We start from the raw sequence: 19149 nt of genomic DNA on the forward strand, positions 1-19149 counted from the left end.
AATGCTCTTCTTCCAACTCTTTACTGGGACAGATTGCCTCTCTAGCAGCATCGGCAGACTGTCCCAGACAAGGTAAGTTTTTCGGGTCTCGTCCCCCAACTACTGTTCCATAGAGATAGGATCCATAAAAGGTCTATCTCTTAGGTCAATCCTATCCTTATTCCACTTTCCCTAAATGTACATAATTTCAGTAATAGTTGAGGGGTGTCGAAGTGGAGCTTTGGGGGTTTTTATTACAGCAATATTTTTGGGATTTTCGAAGTAGTTCTCTGAAGTCCGGTATTCATTATTACACCTTATCCCTCATACTTCCCTAACTAAGGTCCACTTCTACAGAGGGTAGACTGCCTTCAAAGTTATTACTGATTCATAGTTTTCATAAGCAAGAAAACACCCATCCTCTAGTGTACTGTAATGCTATTTCCTAACTTCCATAGATTGCTGGCTTTAGAGTGTTTTTAAAGAGTGTTACATATAGTCATTAGAATTAATTTCTATGCCACTTGTCTCACAAGCAACCTCACAATTGCTAATAATTATTTTAATCTTGTATCCATCTCAGTGCTCTACGAAAACCTAGATCTTCAGCTTCTTTCACTGTATCTACATAGTACTCTCCTTCATTAATGATCATAGCTTTATCATATTGCTGGTCAAATGGTAGATGATATATTTTTTCTCCAGTTTCGTGATTAATATTACATTTGATTAAAGGATATTCCTCAAGTTTTATGTTTTCATCTACGACCACACCTAATGTGTTAGCAAAAACTTTAGCTTTTTCGCTCAAAGTTGTAGAGGTAATGAATCTAGGAACGATATCACCTGATTTTAAAGCATCATTAAAAGTATATAATCCTTCATTATGATTTTTATCTATATAATATTTAACAGTTGTTCCATACAATTGATTAATATGTTTCTCATGTATAGTTTTTCTTTCAGCCCAATACTTACATTGAATTAGCTCTGTTTTCCCTTTTTTAGAACAAATCAAATCAATTCCCAGGTCTTCTAACCCTTTTGCAATCCCATGGAACGTTACTTTATAACCTTCTTTTTCATATAAATAACCTATATATCTCTCATAATCTCTTCCTATGGCCCAGTTGCTCTTATGCCTGGCTTTATATCTATCTAATGCTAGCTGGTACCTTTCAATTGATGAAAGCCTACTGTACTCTTCCTGTGAAAGCCACTTACTTGTATTATCTCCATCATCCTCTTCTAAATGAAATCCTGTTTTTCTAATTGTGTTAAGTTCTTCTTGTATCCCTTCATCCTTAAATTTTTCTAGATCAGGAAATAAGCTTTCGTAGTACTCCACAATATATTGTAGTATCATATTTTCGTTAGCTAACGTTTTTTTTTTCAGCTTTTATTTCTCTTACTAGTTCAGCTGCTTTTATAGCAGGTCTTCTTTTAGTCTTTAGTATTTCTTCTTTGGTTGTATCAATTATTTCGATATACTCACTATACGCTTTTGCTAACCATGGAAATCCAATAGTCTTTTCTTTATATAAAATATCAAAAGCTTGTTGTTTTTCCATTAATAACTTTTTTTCATTTTTTATCTTTTCATCCGTTTTTTTCTTATCATTTTCAAAACTATTAATAGCCTCTTGTAAATTCTTTTTCTCATCTTCTACAATTTTGCTTACCATTTCTTTTGTATTATTGTTATTTTGTTGGATTTCTTCATGTAGAATATATATTTCTTTTTTCAAAGCTTCTAGTTCTTGAATCTGTCCATCCAGCCTATTTTTTTCAGTATAGTAGTTAAATTCATTCATATTTTCTCCTCCTTTGTTGTTACCCTCATAGATAAAATACTCTCTACCCTCTTTTTAAATGTTATGGAGTAACCACACTTACTACACTTTAGTATATAGGAATTGTCGCGAGCTTTATCTACCTTAGTAGTAAAGCTACATTTAGGACATATATTTATATGCTCATGTTTTGAGTTTTTTATTACCGCTAACATAGAGTCTTTTGAACTTTTTATACTATCCAATTTACTTTTAATATCCTTTAAATCTTCTTCTAGCTCATTATTAATACCAACAATTTTTTTATTTAATTCAACTAGTTGTTCTTTTTTAAGCCTAGCAGCGGCTTTTCTCTCGAAATATGTTCCTATTGAAGTTGTAATCTTACGATAGATTAAATAAAAGGTATATATTATTGCTATTATTAACAATAGAATTATCCATTCCATGAAATCACTCCCAAAAACATTATGAACCATATACTTCCACGATAAATAATTAAATCCTTCTTATTTTAAAATGCTATCATACTTTAATTTAACTAAATAAAGTATAAAAAAGTTCTAAGTCCTTGCAACCTTGGACTTAAAACTTTTCTTCATTGCCTAATATATTTTAAATCTTTAACGTAAACCTAGCGGCCAGCTACTGCATACTTCCCTCCACTAGTGTCCACCTCTACAGAGGGAAGACTGCTTTCAAAGCTATCACTTTCCATAACCAATAAAATAACCCCTCTTCTCTTGGGCCTATAGAGTCTAGCAAAACTAATCTTTAACATCCCTAGATTGCTGGTTTTAGGCCCTGATAAATTAGATCTTTATTTATTTGTTTGTTTTCATTTAACAGTCTGAACCTCTGCCATTCTGACACTCTCTAAAAATAATTCCTAGTTCAGCTTGAATTTCAATTACCTATTGATTGGCAATAAATAAAATGCATTTCTTAATCTTCTTGTTGCTCATGTTTTCTATAAAACTCATCTGAATTCTCGAAAATATATTGATTCACATCCTTTGAATACATACAGCATAATCTTAGGCTCGTCCACCATACGTATAATGCCAGAGAAGAACTTGCTTCATCATATGATAATAAACCATGTGCAAATTTGTTTCTCATATTTGAACCATATTTCTCTGTCAATAGTGATTTTAAGTCGAATAGCAAGTCTTCATCATATGCTTCTACAAAATTAGGCAACTCAAAGATACTATTTAAGGATTTATATTGCTCTTTACCATCAGCTTCAAAGGTTATAACAACATCTCCACACATACGTGCAAATTCCCTGAATGAATGCTCAATTTGTGGCATTAATAAATGGATTGCAGTCATAAAATTACCTTTAAAACCTTCGTATAATCCCTTCAAGAAAAATTCTTCTCTTCCTTCCATAATAAACATATTGTCTCTTACAAGGAACCTAAAATCATCTTGATCAAATTCATGTTCTTCCCTAATTATTTTTAATGCATTATTAAGCATAATACTGGAAAAAATCGAATGATTATTTGCAGCCTCTCTTAACATATGTGCTTCCAAAGCTTTCAATCTATCTTCTTCTGCTTCTACAAATAGGTTAGGCATACTTGTAATTCTTCTTCCATCCTTGTCTATTATATCGCGACTTGCTAAGTACGATAATGGTGCTTTGCTTTGTAGTTCAATAACTCTATTTTTGAGGCTTTCTTTAGATGTAATTGACTGAATAAATGCAAGTTTGATTATGCATAATTTTTTTTCCTTATTTCTAAAATTTTTTTCAATTTTATTTACTATGTTAGTGATATCCATTGTATGAGAGAACTCCTTTAAATTTTCACTAACCTTTTTTTTATATATTTCTAGCTTTAATAATAACTTATCTATAGTCTTTTTCATACCTGATATTCTTCGACAAGTATTGATTGCGTCTTCCAATAGTCTAACTATCACCATATAGTTATCGTATCCAGCTTCAATAAGGTATTCTACCTCTTCCTCATAGGAGGTAGCGATATCCTTAATAGTGGATTGAAATTCATCATCAAGTCCTATATTTCTATACCACTTAGCCTTTACATCCATATAATACCTTGCTTTTCTGTAATCATTAACTTTCATATTATCACTAATCTTTGTCTCAAGAATACTGATAAAATCATTACCTTGAGTATCTTTTTGCTCAATCAGCAATTCGATTAACTTACCTGTAAGGAAAAGAGAATCTTTCTCATAAATTTCTTTAATTGTTCTTTTGATGAATTCATTAACTTGAATGACTTTATCACTGTCTCTACCAAATAATAATGCTAGTTTTAATGCCCTTCTAGCTCTTTTATAAAACTTAGTCCAATTTTTACAATCTTTTAATCTATTTGCTGATAATAAATACATATCAATAGCCTCTTGCCCATATTTATACACCTTATTCCTTGTCCATATCACATCAGCAACCCTTGCTTTGAATTCACAGTCTTCAATATTTTGTAATATATTAATTAAAACATCTATATCTTCATCTGAAATGTCTTCTAGTGCTGCACTCCGTTTATTATCTAGAACTGCATAAGGTTCAAAAGGCTGTTTAGGATTATCTTCATTCATGTGAAAAGAAAGGACATCTATTACAATCCTTACACATTTTTTCTGTACTCCATCAAGATCATCGATTAGCTTGATCAATTCTTGTTTATAACTGAAGCATTCATAAGACTTAGATTTATTGATTGCTTCTTCAATTATGCTACTTACAATACTATTCATAAACTCACCCCAATACAAATTAAATCTGGCTTAAATTTATTACATATGTTCTTAAATATATTTGTTGTAAATCATTAATTTTTCTTTCTTAGCATAACTACTTCTCCAAAACATGTATATTGCCCTCCTTAGAATAATTAGAAAAAAAAATAATATCTCTGATACTACCCAAACCGCTTCATCCTCCGATAAACTCCACTATCACTCATTCCAAACCTCTTAGCAATCTGTCTATAGGTCCATTTTTGCTGATAGAGTCTTTTCATCTCCATGGCCTCCAGTTCTCTTAATTCCTTGGGGGTTAGCTGCAGCAATCCGTACTTATTTAAAATCAGGTCTGGCAGCAGTTCCTGTGGTGATAGAATAGCTTCCAGTAGAGCCATATAGTTATAGTTTAGATCATCCATTCTACCACCCCTCAGTTTGGAGTTGCTGGATCACCCTTTTCACATCTTCTACGCCATAGACTACAGCTGCGGTACCTCCTGCTTTAGCAATATCCCTTAATACCTTCTCCTGTAGCTTTGTGGTCTTTCCACCAGACTTCTTTATTTCTAAGGCGATAAAGCTTCCTTTGTAGCACAGGATAATGTCAGGGATCCCTGCTGCTTGGTACATACCTCCATGGGTTTTAAAATACCATGCCTCTGGAAGTTGTTTTAGATACTGAATAATCTTCTCTTGGATTACCTTTTCCTTCATCAATGTCCCCCTTCCATTGCCTTATGACTTGTCTCCTTGTTGTATGCTGTTATTCCCTCCAGCTTTTCATCCTTAGCCTTTCCATGTGTTCGTTTAATCCCCATGGCCTGTAGGGCCTTATCTGGACTATATCTCTTTGTTATTGATAAATACAGTGCCAAATAATTCTCCATCAATGGCTGCATCTGGTATCCTCCTTTATTTTCTTCTCATCTTTATCTCCAAGGGGTCTGTTCCTTGGTTTCCTCGAATCCTAGCTGCTTGTATTTCCCTGCCTCTTTACTCCTGCAATTTTGATAGATAGTATCTAGGAGGACATCATTTAAGGTCTTGGCCTTGATTAACTCCTCCTTATCCTTTGTTTGAAGGTAATCATAGATGGCTGCTATCATTCCATCAATAAACTCCTCGATAATGTCATTATTGCTATTAATGAATTTCTCATAAAGATACTGTATAGCTGTTTTATTTAAAGCCAACAGGTCTAGAATCATAGACTCTTCTTCTGTTAGTTGCTGCACTTGTTGTACTTTCATGTCTTCCTCCAACTCCTGCTTTAAGGCCTGTAATTCCTTTTCCAGCTTAATAATCTCGTCCTTCCACTTTAGCTTTCCTTGAGCTGGAAGAGCATCAGCCCTTTCTTTACGCTTTAATAGCTGCTGAAGTTTTTCTTTTTTATCCATTTTCTCCTCCAGTTTTACTTGGGTACCCCTACAGTAAGGTAACTTTTTATACTTGTACCCCTTGCAATTACTAGTCTCTTTTTGCAATTACCCGTTACCCCTTGTTTTAGAAAATATATATCTATTATTTTTGTAATGTTGGTAGGGATGGGACTTTGCACCCTATATATATACTATATACTAGGGTAACTATGGTAACAGTGGTAATGGTACAGATTAGCCCTTGAAAATACTACATTCTTACGTTACCACTAAGGTTACTCCTTTGACTTTTCAGGGTTACTGCCTCAAAAGGGCGGTGTTTCCTCTAAATCCTCCATTCCAGATAAGTCAAAGCTCACCATTCTGCAGGCCTTCCCCTCAATTTTCTTTACCACAGATTGACGTTTCTTGCCACATTTTTCATAGGTGACATCAACATACCCTCGATCTCCAAAGCCCTGCAGGATTTTTTTATAGGAATAGCCCTGCTTCTCTAGGGCTTCCTGTAGGATTTGTGGGAAGATGTAAAAGTGATTTTCCTCCAGCACTCCATAGCTTTCCCTCTTGGGATTACCTCGAAATTGCTCTATATTGGATATCAGCCATCCCTGGATAAATTCATAGGCCTTCTCCACCATATCGGTATTGATGATATCTTCTAGGTTAGATAAAATCTCATTCCCCATTGCGATAGAGATATCATCTTCATGAAATAACCATTTACTAATCAATTCCTCCGCCAAAATCACCACAGCGACAGAAGATACATGACTGCCTATCTTTTTATGGTTTTCATTGATACCCATCAGAGTCTCCTGTATGGCTTTATGTCTTTCCTGCAGCTGATGGGTCTTAAAGGCCTCCATAAGTTTTTCTATAAAGAAGGGACCTGCCACTCCATAGTTGATGGTGACGATACTGTGCATATTTCTAGCCCCCTCTTCCTCCTCAAAGGGACTGCCATGGATCTCTAGGGCTCTGGTATGGACACCGGTTTGGGATCCCATGGTGGTTAAGGGTTCTTCTCCTGTTGTTAGGACAATACTTCTCCAGGATCTTTGATTCTGCAATCCTCCTGTTTTGGTACCCCTCACCTTGCTATAGCCCATGGAAAGCATATAGACCAAAGTCTCTATGTACTCCTGCTTTCCTCCCGCCACCTGTCTTTCATCTATCCCTAATGGCAGATCATTAAAAAAGCTTGCCAGTCTCTCTAAGCCTACATTGGTGGCATTAAAGCTGGTCATCAGCTCATCAGGATTTCCCCATACACTTAAGGCAGCCTTCAGTGCTGCAGTTTTCCCTCCCCTTGAATCTCCCCAGTTATGGACGAAGAAGATCCTATGATTTAGGAGCTTTAATAAGGGGGCTGCAAAGCTGTTGGCTAGGATAAAGCGAAAGATGGTGTTTTTTCTAAAGGGCTTCATGGTTTTGATCCAATCCTCTAGCTTTCCTTTTTTACTGTAGGCCTCTACCCATTTTCTTTCACTTCGCTCCACATCCAGTACCAGATCTCCTTCCTTACCGGGTAGAAAATTCTTACCATGCCAGCCCAGCTGGCTTACAGACTGGAGGGTTTCGATGATATCAAAATTCTCTGCCTCTAGGTTTTCAAGAAATCTTACGAGAAACTTGGCATTCTCTGAGGTGACAGTAACACCTACATCTGCTAGCTTAATGATGGTTCTTGCTTGAAATATGGTACTTCTCTGCTCCCTCACAAAGTGCCACTTTCTATCACGATAGAAGGCAATCTCCACCTTTTCCTCCTCCATCCCTAAGGCCTTGATTCTTCTAGCGATCAAGATGGGGGTTCTGCAAACTAAATAGGGCATCCCTGTTTTAGTGTGGAGCATTTCAATTCCCCCTTCTGCTATTCTCCATCCGGTGGGCTGTCTCAGCTTAACTGGGGCATTGGGAATAAGGCTTTCTTCTTGTAAGCTGGTGAGGGAAATTTCCTCTGCCCCTGACATAATCCTCTGCCAGTTTACCTGAAAGCTGGCAGGGTCTTTGATATGGAGATCTGAAGGGTCCTTTACTCCTAGGGAAATACATTGGATTTTATAAACCTTCCCTGGAAAGTTCTTCTCCTCTAGAGTTTTACAAATCTTATTGAAAAAGGTATCCCCACCGATATCTCCCTCATGGTGGATATAAACATCCAGTCCTTCTAACATCTCCACCCAATCCCCATGAAAGGTGGCAGCTCCCGGCACCCCTAGGACCTCCTCTATGTTATGGTGCCATAGGGTATGACAGTCGCTTTCCCCCTCCATAAGAAGAACCCTGCCAACACTTCTGGCCTTGTCTAGCTGCCATAGGCCATAGAGGCTTACCTTGCTGCCCCTAGCCCAAGAGAATCGTGTAGGGCTGTCCCTGTGGTATCGCTGCCGGTTGGAGAGGACCTTTCCTTCCTCGTTCTTATAGGGGATGGTGATGCCTCTTTTGCCGTCTCTTATCCCTAGGGATCTTATAAATTCCTCTGGCAGATGCTTTTCTCTGCAGTAGTCCTTGACTGTATATTTAGGTGCTTCTTTCTTGGGTGAGGCTTTTGTAGCTCGGCCCTCTTTATTGCCTTCTTTTTTATGAGATTTTTTAGGCAACTTATCCTTTATGCCGCTAACATCTTCTCTCCCATAATGCTTTTCCTCATAGAGGCCTTCCTCCTTAAACAACAGCCTATAGGCCTCTTTGTTATCTACACCATGGAGTTTCGCAATAAAGGTAATAGCATTTCCCTTCTCTCCGCAGGCTAGACAATTGTAAACTCCTGTTTTGATATTGGCACCGAAGCTGGGCTTTGTATCATCATGGAAGGGGCATAGCCCCACCAGATTCTCACCGCTGATTTTTCCTTTTTTGATATAGCCTTCATAGAATTTCTTATAATCTATCTTCTCCTCCAAATTCATCTCCTTACCTTGCCTCCCCATTGCTTTCTATTGGGGCTTTACCCCATCCTTTCAAAGGGAAGCTCCTCATCATCTACTGTTTCTAGGATGTAGTCATCCATCACCTTCACCTGTCTCGTGATGCCTTTGATTCCCTCTGAAAAAGCTGCCATCTGCTGAGCTGTCTCCTTCTCCAGCACCTCTGCTACTGTAAATTCTGCTTGACTGTAGGTGATGCCGCTGCTGCTTTGGGCCTTCTTTAAGGTAATCCTTGTCACTACGCTATAGGATCTATGGCCCTTGGTGATGATACGCTTTGCCATATAGTTACTGAGGTTCTTCAGACTGGTAGGGGGCAAAGTCAGCAAAATCGGCAGGATTTCACCACTTCTTAGGAGATAAATCCTATGCATGTTTTTACAGGCCTTACCCCTGCCGTCTTCGTCACTGCCGAATTGGTTGAGGGGACAGGTTTTACAGTCCCCGCCTGGAGTACCTTCTCCCCTTTTGCCATCCATACTGGAGCAATCCGGTGGATTGTTCCCTCCGCTGTATTTCTCCTGCCAGTAGCCATTGACTGGATGGTGATCCACCATCACCCCCACCAGCTGCTGTACCAGCTGTGGCTGGTCGATATCCTCACCGGGAATCTCAAAGGCTAAGCCTCCGCCAGAGGGAATCTTTCCTCGATCGAAGAAGATCTCCAGCCCCTCCATATCCTCTGCCATTGCTTCTTTTATTGTCTCCTCTACTACTGGAGCCTGGAATTCTATCTTTTCTACAGCTTTTTTTGCTGCTGATTTCTTTGCCATGTTATTTCTCCTCCTCTTCTTTAAAATACATATAAAGCCTGTCCTCTTCTTCTCTGTATTTGATTTCACTTAAGTAATACTCTGGATTATCAGAATCATAAAGTCTGTGTTCTTTTCCATGCTCCTCTAATATCTCCATCAGCTTTCCTATCTCCATCCCAATGCCTCCTCTATTTTCCCTTCCGCATCCCTACAGAAGTTTTTTCATAGGTACTGACCAAGCCCTCCAGCCATGTTGGCAGGAGATCCTCATTCTCCTCCACCTGCTCCCTTACGAAGGCTGCTAGACTGTTGGCGTTCACTGTCTCGTAAACCAAGTCTCCATAACCCTCCTTCCTTAGGGCTGAGAATAGTGTCTCCTTCCTTTGAGGTATGGCACTGACATAGAGCTTGGTGTTTAAGTAATACATCATCCCACCACGATTAAAGCTTTCCAGCTCCTCCTGAATCATGCTTTGAGACAGACCTTCCTCTATTGCCTCAATCCTGCTGCTAATCTCCTTCTTTTCCTCCTCCAGCTGTTTTTTCCTATCCTTTAGCTCCCTTAGGCTGTCTGCCAATTGAAATAAGTCCTTCATTTTCATCTCCTCCTTCCCTTGCTATCCTGCTTTTTGTTTTCCCTTCTGCCTCCAATAGCTTAGCTAAATCCTTCATACATTGATTCACTTGTACTATGGCTGTATCCCGGTAGGCTTCCTCAGCATAGTTGAAATTTTGCCAGGCTTGCTCTAGTGCCTCTTGGGCTTCCTTAATCCTTTTATTCAAAGTACTCCCTCCAATTGTCCACCACTTCCTTGGCGATATTTTTCTTTTTCTCCAGAGCTGCCATAATCCTTTCATCCACCGTCTTGGGTGCCATCAGATGAATATAGGTGCAGCTGTTTCTCTGACCGATTCGATGGATCCTTGCCTTGGCCTGGGCGTAGTTAGCGTAATTAAAATCTAGACTGTAAAAGACAGCTGTATCGGCAGCATGGAGGGTGATTCCTAAGCCTGCTGTTTGGATCTGGGCGATGAAGACTCTGCAGGTCTCCTCCTCTTGAAACCGCCTTACCTCCTCCCCTCTGTCCTTTACTGCTCCAGTGATGCAGCTATATTCAAGCTCCATCTTCTCCAGCATTTTTCCTATGGCTTTGATCTCCGGCAGAAATCGTGCAAAGATCACCAGCTTTTTCCCTTCAGCCATCAGGTCCTCCACAATTTCCTTTAGGACCTCCAGCTTGGCAATGGATATCTCCTTGACTTTGCCATCGTCGGTGTGGATATAGCCTCCCGTCAGCTGGCTCAGCCTTAGCAGTCTGGTTAGGACATTTTGGGCGGTAATTTCCCCCTTTTCCAGCTGAATGTAGCTGTCCTTTACTAGCTTTTTATAGAGGCTTTCTGCCTTTGGCTCCAGCTGATAGTACCTGATTTCATCGGTGGTCTCCGGCAGGTCCAAGGCCTCCTCCTTTGTTACCCGGAGGGCAATGCTATGGGCCTTTCTAATGAGATCCTCCATATGTCGATAGCCTATCACCTGATGCTTTCCATAGCCTCCCATGATGGCATGCCGGGCCTTAAAGGCATAATAGCTTGTTCCAAAGATGCTTTTATCTATAAATCGATACTGACTCCAAAGGTCCAGCGGGGCATTTTGTACCGGGGTTCCTGATAAAATCAGCTTGTATTTTCCTGCATCCCCCAGGCGATGGAGGGCTTTGGACTGCTTGGCTGCTGGTGATTTAATCCTTTGGCTTTCATCAGCAATGATGATATCCGGACCCCACTGCAGCAGCTCCTCTAGAATCCGCCAGCTGCCTTCATAATTGATGATTGCTATTTGCAGCACATCCTTTTCTTTAAAGCTCTTTAAGGTCTTTACTCTATTTTTACTGCTTCCCTCTAGGGCCTTTACTTCATAGGGAAAGGCTCCATACTCCTTTAGCTCCTTAGGCCATACCGGCACTACTGAGGCTGGAGCAATAACTAATGCTTTTTTCCCCTTCCCCTCTAGGTAAATTCGCCCCATAATTGAAATGGCTGTTAGGGTTTTGCTCAGCCACAGCCCATTTCAAAGAGGAGGCCGAAGCCTTCTTTATGAGCTGTCATCATCTCATCACCCCCATCATCCGCAAAGCCATATTGTAGCCCTTGATTTGATGCTGAAAGGCCTTTACCTTAATGGGCATTGGTGCTATAGCCTCCACATGGAGGGCTGTTTTTTCCATCTCTGTTTTCCTCCTCAGTTGCTGTTGTTTGTGATAGATTTTCTCTATGTCAGATCCTAGCTTTATTACGTTTTTCAGCATCTCTATGCTGTCTATTGTTGCTGGAACTCGCCAAATCTTAGCGGTGCTGTCCCATTTTCTGCCGGGAATTTCCTTAATCAGCTCCTTATAGGGATAGCTGTCTAGAAGAATAATCTCATTTCCCTTTAATACTGCCTTCATCTTATTTTCACTCCACAGGTTAAGTCTTTGCCATCATCTATTTCTATAAAGAACCTGTCATCTTCTACAAAGGCTAAAGCCTCTCCAATGGTTACGCTTTTCCCACTATTGGGCCATAGCACTACTGCAATACTACCCTTCATTTGATTTCCCCCTTTTGTTTCTTCTTAGCTTAATTCCTTGATCTCCTTGAGATCTGTTAAATCCTTTCCTGAGTATTCCCTCAGAAATCTTAAGAGCTCAAATCTGGTAATTTTTAATCGCCCAAGCTTTAGGGCCTTCAGTACCTTGGCATTGATTAAGTCATAGACTGCATTTTTGTTGACCTTCAATATTTGAGCCACTTCCTCCACTGTGTATAAAAAATCCTCATGCTTCATTGACGCTGCCTCCTTTTTCTTTAGCTGCTTGCCTTTTTATCCAGAATCTTTTAACTCCAGCTTTATTTTTCTATTGGATACTGATTTTGGGGAAAAACCTCTTCTAAAGGCTCTCCGATACCCTTTGCAATTTTCCTGGCATTCACCAGACTTGGAATGGTCTTTCCCTTCATGACATCGTAAAAGTAAGATTTTGAAAGACCTGTTTCAGATAGGACATAGGATATCTTTATTCCCTTTTCCTGAATAAAGGCTTTAATTTTATTCTCCATTCCCTCACCTCCTATGAATAATTTACCAGTTTACCGAACCATCATAAAGGATTGTTTTCCTGGTTTATCGAACTTTATTTCCTTTTATACCGAACTTTTCTCTGTTTTTCTATTAATTCCTTAATTTTTTAAAATAAATGTTTACTCTACCGAACTATTTGATATAATGGAAGTAGGTTATAGCGTACTTAAGGAGGTGGAAAATTGACAATAGGAGAGCGTATTCGAAAAATGAGAAAGGAAAAAGGATATTCCATCATGGATATCAAGGAGCAGACAGGATTATCAAAATCCACCATCAGTGAAGTGGAGAATGATAAAAGTAATCCCACTGCTGATACCCTTCAAAAGATTGCTAAAGCGTTAGATGTCACAGTGGATACATTCTTTAAAGAGGATGAAGAGCTGCAGCAGCCTGTAGTAGAATTCACCACACCACAGGAGGCTATGGAATTCATCTTAAAGCAGCCTGCCATCATGGGGTTTGGAGGATTTGATGTGAATAAGATGCGGGATGAAGAAGTTTTGGATTTTGCAAATGAGCTATTAAGACAGTTACAGCTACTTTCCTATAAATATAAAAAATAAGGTAGCTGGCAGGGGTGATTGCATGAAATGGATTGATGAAATTGTTACAGGGTTAGAAGACCTTTATTCTACCAAGGATGTCTATGAGCTTTATACAGCTCTGGGAATATCTATTGTGTACCTAGAGAAGCATAGTATTTTATTGCAGGGGCATGATGCCATTTATAACAGAAATTACTTGGAGGAGGAAGTGGTTTTTCTTCGAAGGGAGCTTGCTGCTGAATATGAGAGGTTTATCCTTGCTCATGAGCTGGGCCATGCCCTTCTCCATACAAATTTACATAGCAGTGCCTTTCATCCATTAGCCAACTTGGATAAGCTGGAAAGACAGGCCAACTACTTTGCCGTAAGGATTTTGGATATAAAATTAGATAGTATTGCCCTTGAGGGGTTTACTATAGAGCAGGTTGCCAGTACCCTGAAACTGCCAATGGCATGCCTGCAGATTATGAAGGAGATGGAGGAGGAGTATATTGTCCATCCATAAAGGAGGTGCTGAAGGGATTTTAATGGGTTGAAAAGTAAAGGATGGCAAGGAAAAAATAAGGTAGGTGATCAAAATGCAAGGCGGTGTAAGAAAAAGAGGTGACAGCTGGTATTACTACTTTGAAGCTGGAAGAGTAGGTGGCAAAAGGAAGAAAATCGAGAGAAAGGCTGGTAATACAAAGAAGGAGGCTCAGGAGGCTCTGAGAAAAGCCCTCAACGAATATGAAAAGGCTGGCTCTGTTATTGATGAAAGTGATATTTCTGTAGCAGATTATTTTGACTACTGGTACAAGGAATATGTCATGATCAACTGCAAGCACAACACCCAGCTTGGCTATAAAAACATCATTGAGAAACATATTAAGCCAGCATTGGGGATCTATAGGGTCAGATCTTTATCTCCAGCAACATTGCAAGAGTTTTTGAATAAGAAGTTTAGAGATGGATTTACAAAGAATACCCTTGCTGGTTTTTATGGAGTGCTCTCAGGGGCATTAAAGATGGCGGTCTATCCCTATGGATTTAGGAAGGAAAATCCCATGCAATATGTCTCCATGCCTAAGTACAGTGGTGTCAAGAAGGATAAGAATGATTTGAAGGTAATTCCATTAGATGACTTTAAAAGGATTGCGGATCGTTTTCCAGAGGGCAGCAGCTTTTATATTCCCCTTCAGATTGCCTTCCATACTGGGTTGCGGGCTGCTGAGGTCTGTGGTCTCACCTGGGATTGTGTAAATCTTGAGAAAAGGTCCATTAAGGTGGAGAAGATCGTCATAAAAAAAGACAGGGAATGGGTATTTGGTACCCCGAAGACCCTATCCTCTAATCGTGAAATTTTCATTGGCAATACCCTCATCAACCTTCTAAAAAAGCATCGTAAAAATCAAATGGAAAATAAGCTGGAGTATGGTAAGCATTATATTGATAGTCACTTTGTATGTACTAAGGAAAATGGAGAGCTGGTTTCTCCCGATAGTTTAAAATACTTAAGTCGTGTAGTGAATTACGAGCTGATGATTCCATTTAACTTCCACTCCCTAAGACACACCCATGCTACGATGCTGCTGGAGGCTGGAGCAAATATCAAAGAGATCCAGGAGCGACTGGGCCATAGTAAGCTTGCCACCACCATGGATACCTACTCCCATATTACCAGCAAGCTAAAGCAGGATAGCGTGGATCGTTTTGAAAGTATGATCAAATGATTTGCCACCCACTTAGAAAAAGCGGTGGCAAATGGGTGGCAGGGTGGCAAATTTTAAGTTGTTTGACCTGCGAAACCCTTCTAAACTCTGGATAGTAGAGCGACAGTTTCTACATGAGCCGTATGAGGAAACATATCCACTGGCTGTACTTCAACTGTTTTATAGCCTCTTACTTCTAAATATACTAGATCCCTCGCTAAAGTAGCAGGGTTACAGGAAACATAGACTACTCTTTTGGGGTTCATTTTGACAATAGTTGCTAATACTGCCTCCTCACAGCCTTTTCTAGGTGGATCTACTACCACTACATCAGCTTTTATGCCTTCCTCATAAAGCTGTGGTATTACCACTTCAGCTTTTCCTGTATAAAACTCTGTATTTGTAATAGCATTTATTTCGGCATTTTCCTTAGCATCCTTTATAGCCGCCTCCACCACTTCTACTCCTATCACTTTTTTTGCTGTCTTTGCTAAGAATAGAGAGATAGTTCCTATACCGCAGTAGATATCAAATACATTTTCTTCTCCCGATAGCTTTGCGTATTCTAAGGCTTTTTCATATAGTATTTTTGTTTGTACTGGGTTTACTTGAAAGAAGGATTGGGCTGAGATATAAAACTTCAAGTCTCCTATATAGTCTACTATTTTTTCTTCTCCATAGAGTTTGATGGTTTCCTTTCCAAAGATAACATTGGTGTTTTTATCATTAATATTTTGTATTATACTTTTAAGTCCCTCAACCTTCTTTGTGAGAATTTCTATTAATTGTTTTTTATGAGGTAATTCTCTACCATTGGTAACCAACACAACCATTACTTCTCCTGTTGTAAAGCCTACCTTTGTTACCAAGTGTCTGATTAGTCCTTGTTTTGTTTTTTCATCATATACACTGATATGATAATCCTTGATATATTCCTTTATGGCCTCTACAACCTCTTTATTTATAGGTGCTTGAATATAACAGTAGCTTGTGTCCACGATCTCATGGCTTCCTTTTTTGTAGAAACCTAAAATAGCTTTCCCCTTTATTGTTCCCACTGGAAACTGTGCTTTATTTCTATACTCAAAAGGATTTTCCATTCCTAGAGTGGACTTGACAGTTGTCTGTATTTTACCTATTCTTTCTAGCGTTTCTTTCACTCTCTTTCCCTTTACTTCTAGCTGCGCCTCGTAGTCCATATGCATGATTTGACACCCTCCACATACATTAGCCAAAGAGCATAAGGGGTTCATTCTATTTTCAGATCCTTGAATAATTTCTATGATTTTCCCTGCGCCATAGTTTTTCTTCAGCGTGGTAAGCTTTATTTTTAAATAATCTCCAGGGATGCCTCCTTCTACAAAAACCGTGAATCCGTCAATTCTGCCAACACCTTCACCACTATGACCTAAATCATCTATCTCAATATTATATACATCATTCTTTTTTAGCATAAGATAAGGATTCTCCTTTATTCTTCTATTATCGAATTATAATGCCTCAATACTATTCTACACTATTTTCCCATTTTTTTGTCACCTTTTGTTACATGGTTTTACTTTACCATAGGAACGCCTTGTATTATAATATATATTAGTTACAAAGACTGGACAAGCTTTGAAGGGAGCTGAAAAAATGGCACGACCCATTAAGTCTATTTTACTATTAATAATGATTTTTGTGGCAGCTTCAGGTATACCTTTATACGCCGACACCCTAAGCATTAACTTTGATTTAGATTTTACCAAGCCCTTCAGTTCGTCACAAGAAAACTCCATTACAGTTGATACTAGTATAACCATGTTGTCCCCTTCTCACCCTCAGCTTCAAATTGCTTTAGGTGTTGATGAAAACCAAATACCGCTGCAGTTTAAGAGTGAAAATCCTATTGAGCTTTCTTTGTATTTTCAAGAAGCATTGGTGGGCAATATGAACATAGAAGAGATAAATATTAACGATGGTTTGTCTACAAGCTTTTATGTAGATATACCTCAAAGTGAATTTGATGTTCCTAATGGTTCTTATGAGCTTGAAGTGAAGCTTAACCTTGACGCTATTGAAGATCCCATTATCTCTAACCGAATTTCAATTTATTATCATACCGAAGCTACATATATGGAAGCCTTGGAATCTATTAATAGAGATCAATCTGCTCTAACCTTGTATTTCCCAGACAATAGTTCAAATCATCTGATCCCTGTTACGAGAGTGATACCCTTTACTCGAACCCCTTTAAGGTATACAATCGAACATTTGATACAGGGACCCAAGGATGCTTTAGGCTTACCTCTTGGTTCTCCAATACCCGACATACAAGGACTGAGCTTAAATAGAAGTATCGCTAATGTATATCTACCAGGAGATATAGGCGCCTATGAGCAGTATGCTACTTCTGCTAGAGTTGCAGTAGATAGCATAGTATATTCTTTGTCTACTATAAACGAGGTTCAAGGTGTGCAATTTTATTTTGACAATGAAATAAGAGACTTTGCTTTTCATGAAATGATTGTTGATGAACCAATATATCCTTCTGAATCACCTAAATACTATGTAGGATATATCTCTAGTACAAATCGTATTCTATTAACACCTGTGACAATGAACACAGCAAATCCGGCTATAGCTTCTATATTTGATGGATTAAAATATAGTGGTCAGCAGATATCTTATAACTACAACCTGCAGCCTACCGTTCCGGAGGAGGTAATTTTACTGGATTATACTATAGTGGATAACAATCTTACACTAAAGCTAAATGAGGCTTTTGTAACAGCATATACTGATTATCCAGACAGTAGAAAGATGATGATTGATTCTCTTGTATATACCTTTACATCCTTAGATAATATAGAATCTGTGGAATTCCAGGTGGAGGGTTTGTCTTCTATTATAGCTGAAGATACGATTTTAAATCATCCTCTAGTACCTTCATCCTTTGTTAATCCTGAATAATCAACCACAGTATTGGCTATTCAAGGATGATAAAAGATATTTATTTATCTACGCCATCAGGACTAGGGGACAGATATTACCATCTCTAAAATCAGAGAGACAGTATACCTGTCCCCCGTCCCCTCATATATGGAAGGTTTTTATTACTTTCCTTTTTAGACGGTTTTTTACCGTCTTTTTTTTATCAAAAAAAAATGAGCACATTCAGTGCTCCAAAATTAGAATCAGTTTACCTCTTGTTTTTGAAAATAGACCTGTTAAGCATTATGTACCATTATTTTATAAATTATACCCACCTTTATTGAATAGAAACTTTTATTATCATTTTTTAAAATAAAAGGTCACAGTTCCTTCATCAATCATTTTTCTAATTCTACTTTTTATAGTTGTTTTAATCATAGCTCTTGTCACTGGTATGACGAGGGAAAAACCTATAGCATCTGTAAAGATACCTGGTGTCAATAGCAAGGCTCCCCCTACAATAATACATAGTCCATTAATCAATTCATCTCCAGGCATTCGCCCTTGACTCATTTCCATCTTTATTCTTCTAATGACACCTCTACCTTCGCTTTTGGCTAAATATGCTCCTGCGATGCCCGTAAAGAATACTATCAGCAGGGTGTACCCTACCCCTATGTAACTACTAAGTTTCAATAATATTGCTAGTTCCACTATTGGTACAATAGTAAATAGTAAAATAAGCTTTAATAACATACAAACACCTCTCTAGGGATTTTTGCTGAACTTTTCATAATCACCCATAATCCTTATTATAATTAGGACACTACCTAAATGCCTTCACTTCTTCTTTATGTATATTCTGCAGTTGTTGGTATATGACTTCATGTTTTTTCTTTAAGTTCGTTGGTCTTCCACTTTCTTTATCTACAAATACATGTTCAGTAAATCCTTCAGCAATAAATACATTATCTTCTTCTCTTATTATTTCATAATGAAACATAATCCTTGTAGCTGTTAGTTTATTTATTATGGTTTTAATTATTAAGTTATCAGCATATTTCGCTGAGGTCCTATATTTGCAATTTACTTCTATCACTGGAAGTATTATGCCCATTTTTTCCATTTCTTTATAACTAATGCTAGAGTTTTTTAAATAATCGGTTCTTCCTACCTCAAACCACACAAAATAATTTGAATGATAAATCACTCCCATTTGATCTGTTTCACTATATCTTGGTACGATTCTAGTCTCATTACTATACAAATGAAGCACCTTCCTTTCCATTAATAATTATAACATAAAT

General features: G+C 38.4%; 25 protein-coding genes. 4 read left to right on the top strand and 21 right to left on the bottom strand.

What is annotated here, in order from left to right; translation table 11 throughout:
• Window positions 1–541: 541 nt before the first annotated feature.
• From BMX10_RS12040 to BMX10_RS12115, 18 genes are all read right to left on the bottom strand, one after another.
• Window positions 542–1345, bottom strand: coding sequence for a restriction endonuclease (locus tag BMX10_RS12040; RefSeq protein WP_090444447.1), 804 nt, complete (start codon window positions 1343–1345; stop codon window positions 542–544).
• Between the two features lie 7 nt (window positions 1346–1352).
• Window positions 1353–1793, bottom strand: a complete 441-nt coding sequence (locus BMX10_RS12045; protein ID WP_090444450.1) for a hypothetical protein — start codon at window positions 1791–1793, stop codon at window positions 1353–1355.
• The gene (locus tag BMX10_RS12050) at window positions 1790–2221 is read right to left on the bottom strand and encodes a hypothetical protein (RefSeq protein ID WP_090444453.1); all 432 of its coding nucleotides are present in this window, start codon (window positions 2219–2221) and stop codon (window positions 1790–1792) included. Before BMX10_RS12050 ends, BMX10_RS12045 begins: the two co-directional genes overlap by 4 nt.
• Before the next feature lie 496 nt (window positions 2222–2717).
• Window positions 2718–4520 carry a DUF4209 domain-containing protein gene (locus BMX10_RS12055; protein ID WP_090444456.1) on the bottom strand — a complete coding sequence of 601 codons (1803 nt, stop codon included), beginning with the start codon at window positions 4518–4520 and terminating at the stop codon, window positions 2718–2720.
• A 164-nt stretch (window positions 4521–4684) separates the two neighbouring features.
• Window positions 4685–4927: a helix-turn-helix domain-containing protein gene (locus BMX10_RS12060; protein WP_090444459.1), complete on the bottom strand. Its 243-nt coding sequence runs from the start codon at window positions 4925–4927 to the stop codon at window positions 4685–4687.
• A 1-nt stretch (window position 4928) separates the two neighbouring features.
• Window positions 4929–5222, bottom strand: coding sequence for a VRR-NUC domain-containing protein (locus BMX10_RS12065; RefSeq protein WP_090444462.1), 294 nt, complete (start codon window positions 5220–5222; stop codon window positions 4929–4931).
• The gene (locus tag BMX10_RS12070) at window positions 5222–5407 is read right to left on the bottom strand and encodes a hypothetical protein (protein ID WP_090444465.1); all 186 of its coding nucleotides are present in this window, start codon (window positions 5405–5407) and stop codon (window positions 5222–5224) included. Before BMX10_RS12070 ends, BMX10_RS12065 begins: the two co-directional genes overlap by 1 nt.
• A gap of 30 nt (window positions 5408–5437) precedes the next feature.
• Window positions 5438–5905, bottom strand: a complete 468-nt coding sequence (locus tag BMX10_RS12075) for a hypothetical protein (protein ID WP_139176450.1) — start codon at window positions 5903–5905, stop codon at window positions 5438–5440.
• Window positions 5906–6192: 287 nt separating this feature from the next.
• On the bottom strand, window positions 6193–8799 hold the full coding sequence (locus BMX10_RS12080; RefSeq protein ID WP_244272710.1) for a DUF927 domain-containing protein: 2607 nt from the start codon (window positions 8797–8799) through the stop codon (window positions 6193–6195).
• Window positions 8800–8837: 38 nt separating this feature from the next.
• Window positions 8838–9590: a hypothetical protein gene (locus BMX10_RS12085; protein ID WP_090444473.1), complete on the bottom strand. Its 753-nt coding sequence runs from the start codon at window positions 9588–9590 to the stop codon at window positions 8838–8840.
• A 1-nt stretch (window position 9591) separates the two neighbouring features.
• Window positions 9592–9747: a hypothetical protein gene (locus tag BMX10_RS18040; RefSeq protein WP_170834805.1), complete on the bottom strand. Its 156-nt coding sequence runs from the start codon at window positions 9745–9747 to the stop codon at window positions 9592–9594.
• A gap of 13 nt (window positions 9748–9760) precedes the next feature.
• Window positions 9761–10168, bottom strand: coding sequence for a gp33 family protein (locus BMX10_RS12090; protein WP_090444476.1), 408 nt, complete (start codon window positions 10166–10168; stop codon window positions 9761–9763).
• Window positions 10119–10355, bottom strand: a complete 237-nt coding sequence (locus tag BMX10_RS12095) for a hypothetical protein (RefSeq protein WP_090444479.1) — start codon at window positions 10353–10355, stop codon at window positions 10119–10121. The genes BMX10_RS12090 and BMX10_RS12095 overlap by 50 nt, the downstream gene beginning before the upstream one ends.
• Window positions 10348–11634, bottom strand: a complete 1287-nt coding sequence (locus BMX10_RS12100; protein ID WP_330387905.1) for a DEAD/DEAH box helicase — start codon at window positions 11632–11634, stop codon at window positions 10348–10350. Before BMX10_RS12100 ends, BMX10_RS12095 begins: the two co-directional genes overlap by 8 nt.
• 43 nt (window positions 11635–11677) lie before the next feature.
• Window positions 11678–12019: a hypothetical protein gene (locus BMX10_RS12105; protein ID WP_090444487.1), complete on the bottom strand. Its 342-nt coding sequence runs from the start codon at window positions 12017–12019 to the stop codon at window positions 11678–11680.
• The gene (locus tag BMX10_RS18045) at window positions 12016–12162 is read right to left on the bottom strand and encodes a hypothetical protein (protein WP_170834806.1); all 147 of its coding nucleotides are present in this window, start codon (window positions 12160–12162) and stop codon (window positions 12016–12018) included. Before BMX10_RS18045 ends, BMX10_RS12105 begins: the two co-directional genes overlap by 4 nt.
• 24 nt (window positions 12163–12186) lie before the next feature.
• On the bottom strand, window positions 12187–12399 hold the full coding sequence (locus BMX10_RS12110; RefSeq protein ID WP_090444490.1) for a helix-turn-helix domain-containing protein: 213 nt from the start codon (window positions 12397–12399) through the stop codon (window positions 12187–12189).
• Between the two features lie 62 nt (window positions 12400–12461).
• The gene (locus tag BMX10_RS12115; protein ID WP_090444493.1) at window positions 12462–12671 is read right to left on the bottom strand and encodes a helix-turn-helix transcriptional regulator; all 210 of its coding nucleotides are present in this window, start codon (window positions 12669–12671) and stop codon (window positions 12462–12464) included.
• Window positions 12672–12875: 204 nt separating this feature from the next.
• Between BMX10_RS12115 and BMX10_RS12120 the strand changes: the two genes are divergently transcribed.
• The 3 genes from BMX10_RS12120 to BMX10_RS12130 all read left to right on the top strand — a co-directional run bounded on the left by BMX10_RS12120 (window position 12876) and on the right by BMX10_RS12130 (window position 14950).
• On the top strand, window positions 12876–13259 hold the full coding sequence (locus tag BMX10_RS12120; RefSeq protein WP_090444496.1) for a helix-turn-helix domain-containing protein: 384 nt from the start codon (window positions 12876–12878) through the stop codon (window positions 13257–13259).
• A gap of 22 nt (window positions 13260–13281) precedes the next feature.
• Window positions 13282–13746: an ImmA/IrrE family metallo-endopeptidase gene (locus tag BMX10_RS12125; protein ID WP_090444499.1), complete on the top strand. Its 465-nt coding sequence runs from the start codon at window positions 13282–13284 to the stop codon at window positions 13744–13746.
• Window positions 13747–13819: 73 nt separating this feature from the next.
• On the top strand, window positions 13820–14950 hold the full coding sequence (locus BMX10_RS12130) for a tyrosine-type recombinase/integrase (protein WP_090444502.1): 1131 nt from the start codon (window positions 13820–13822) through the stop codon (window positions 14948–14950).
• A gap of 80 nt (window positions 14951–15030) precedes the next feature.
• Here BMX10_RS12130 and rlmD read toward each other — a convergent pair whose 3' ends face one another.
• A complete protein-coding gene (gene rlmD / locus BMX10_RS12135) occupies window positions 15031–16383 on the bottom strand; it encodes a 23S rRNA (uracil(1939)-C(5))-methyltransferase RlmD (RefSeq protein WP_090444505.1) in 1353 nt (450 codons plus the stop codon).
• Window positions 16384–16564: 181 nt separating this feature from the next.
• Between rlmD and BMX10_RS12140 the strand changes: the two genes are divergently transcribed.
• The gene (locus BMX10_RS12140; protein ID WP_090444508.1) at window positions 16565–17881 is read left to right on the top strand and encodes a GerMN domain-containing protein; all 1317 of its coding nucleotides are present in this window, start codon (window positions 16565–16567) and stop codon (window positions 17879–17881) included.
• A 321-nt stretch (window positions 17882–18202) separates the two neighbouring features.
• On the opposite strand, the gene BMX10_RS12145 is transcribed toward BMX10_RS12140, so the two are convergent.
• Window positions 18203–18598, bottom strand: a complete 396-nt coding sequence (locus BMX10_RS12145) for an FxsA family protein (RefSeq protein WP_090444512.1) — start codon at window positions 18596–18598, stop codon at window positions 18203–18205.
• A 70-nt stretch (window positions 18599–18668) separates the two neighbouring features.
• Window positions 18669–19118 carry an acyl-CoA thioesterase gene (locus BMX10_RS12150; protein ID WP_244272711.1) on the bottom strand — a complete coding sequence of 150 codons (450 nt, stop codon included), beginning with the start codon at window positions 19116–19118 and terminating at the stop codon, window positions 18669–18671.
• Between the last annotated feature and the right edge of the window lie 31 nt (window positions 19119–19149).

Origin of the sequence: Natronincola peptidivorans (assembly GCF_900111615.1) — a bacterium.
Lineage (GTDB): Bacteria > Bacillota > Clostridia > Peptostreptococcales > Natronincolaceae > Natronincola_A > Natronincola_A peptidivorans.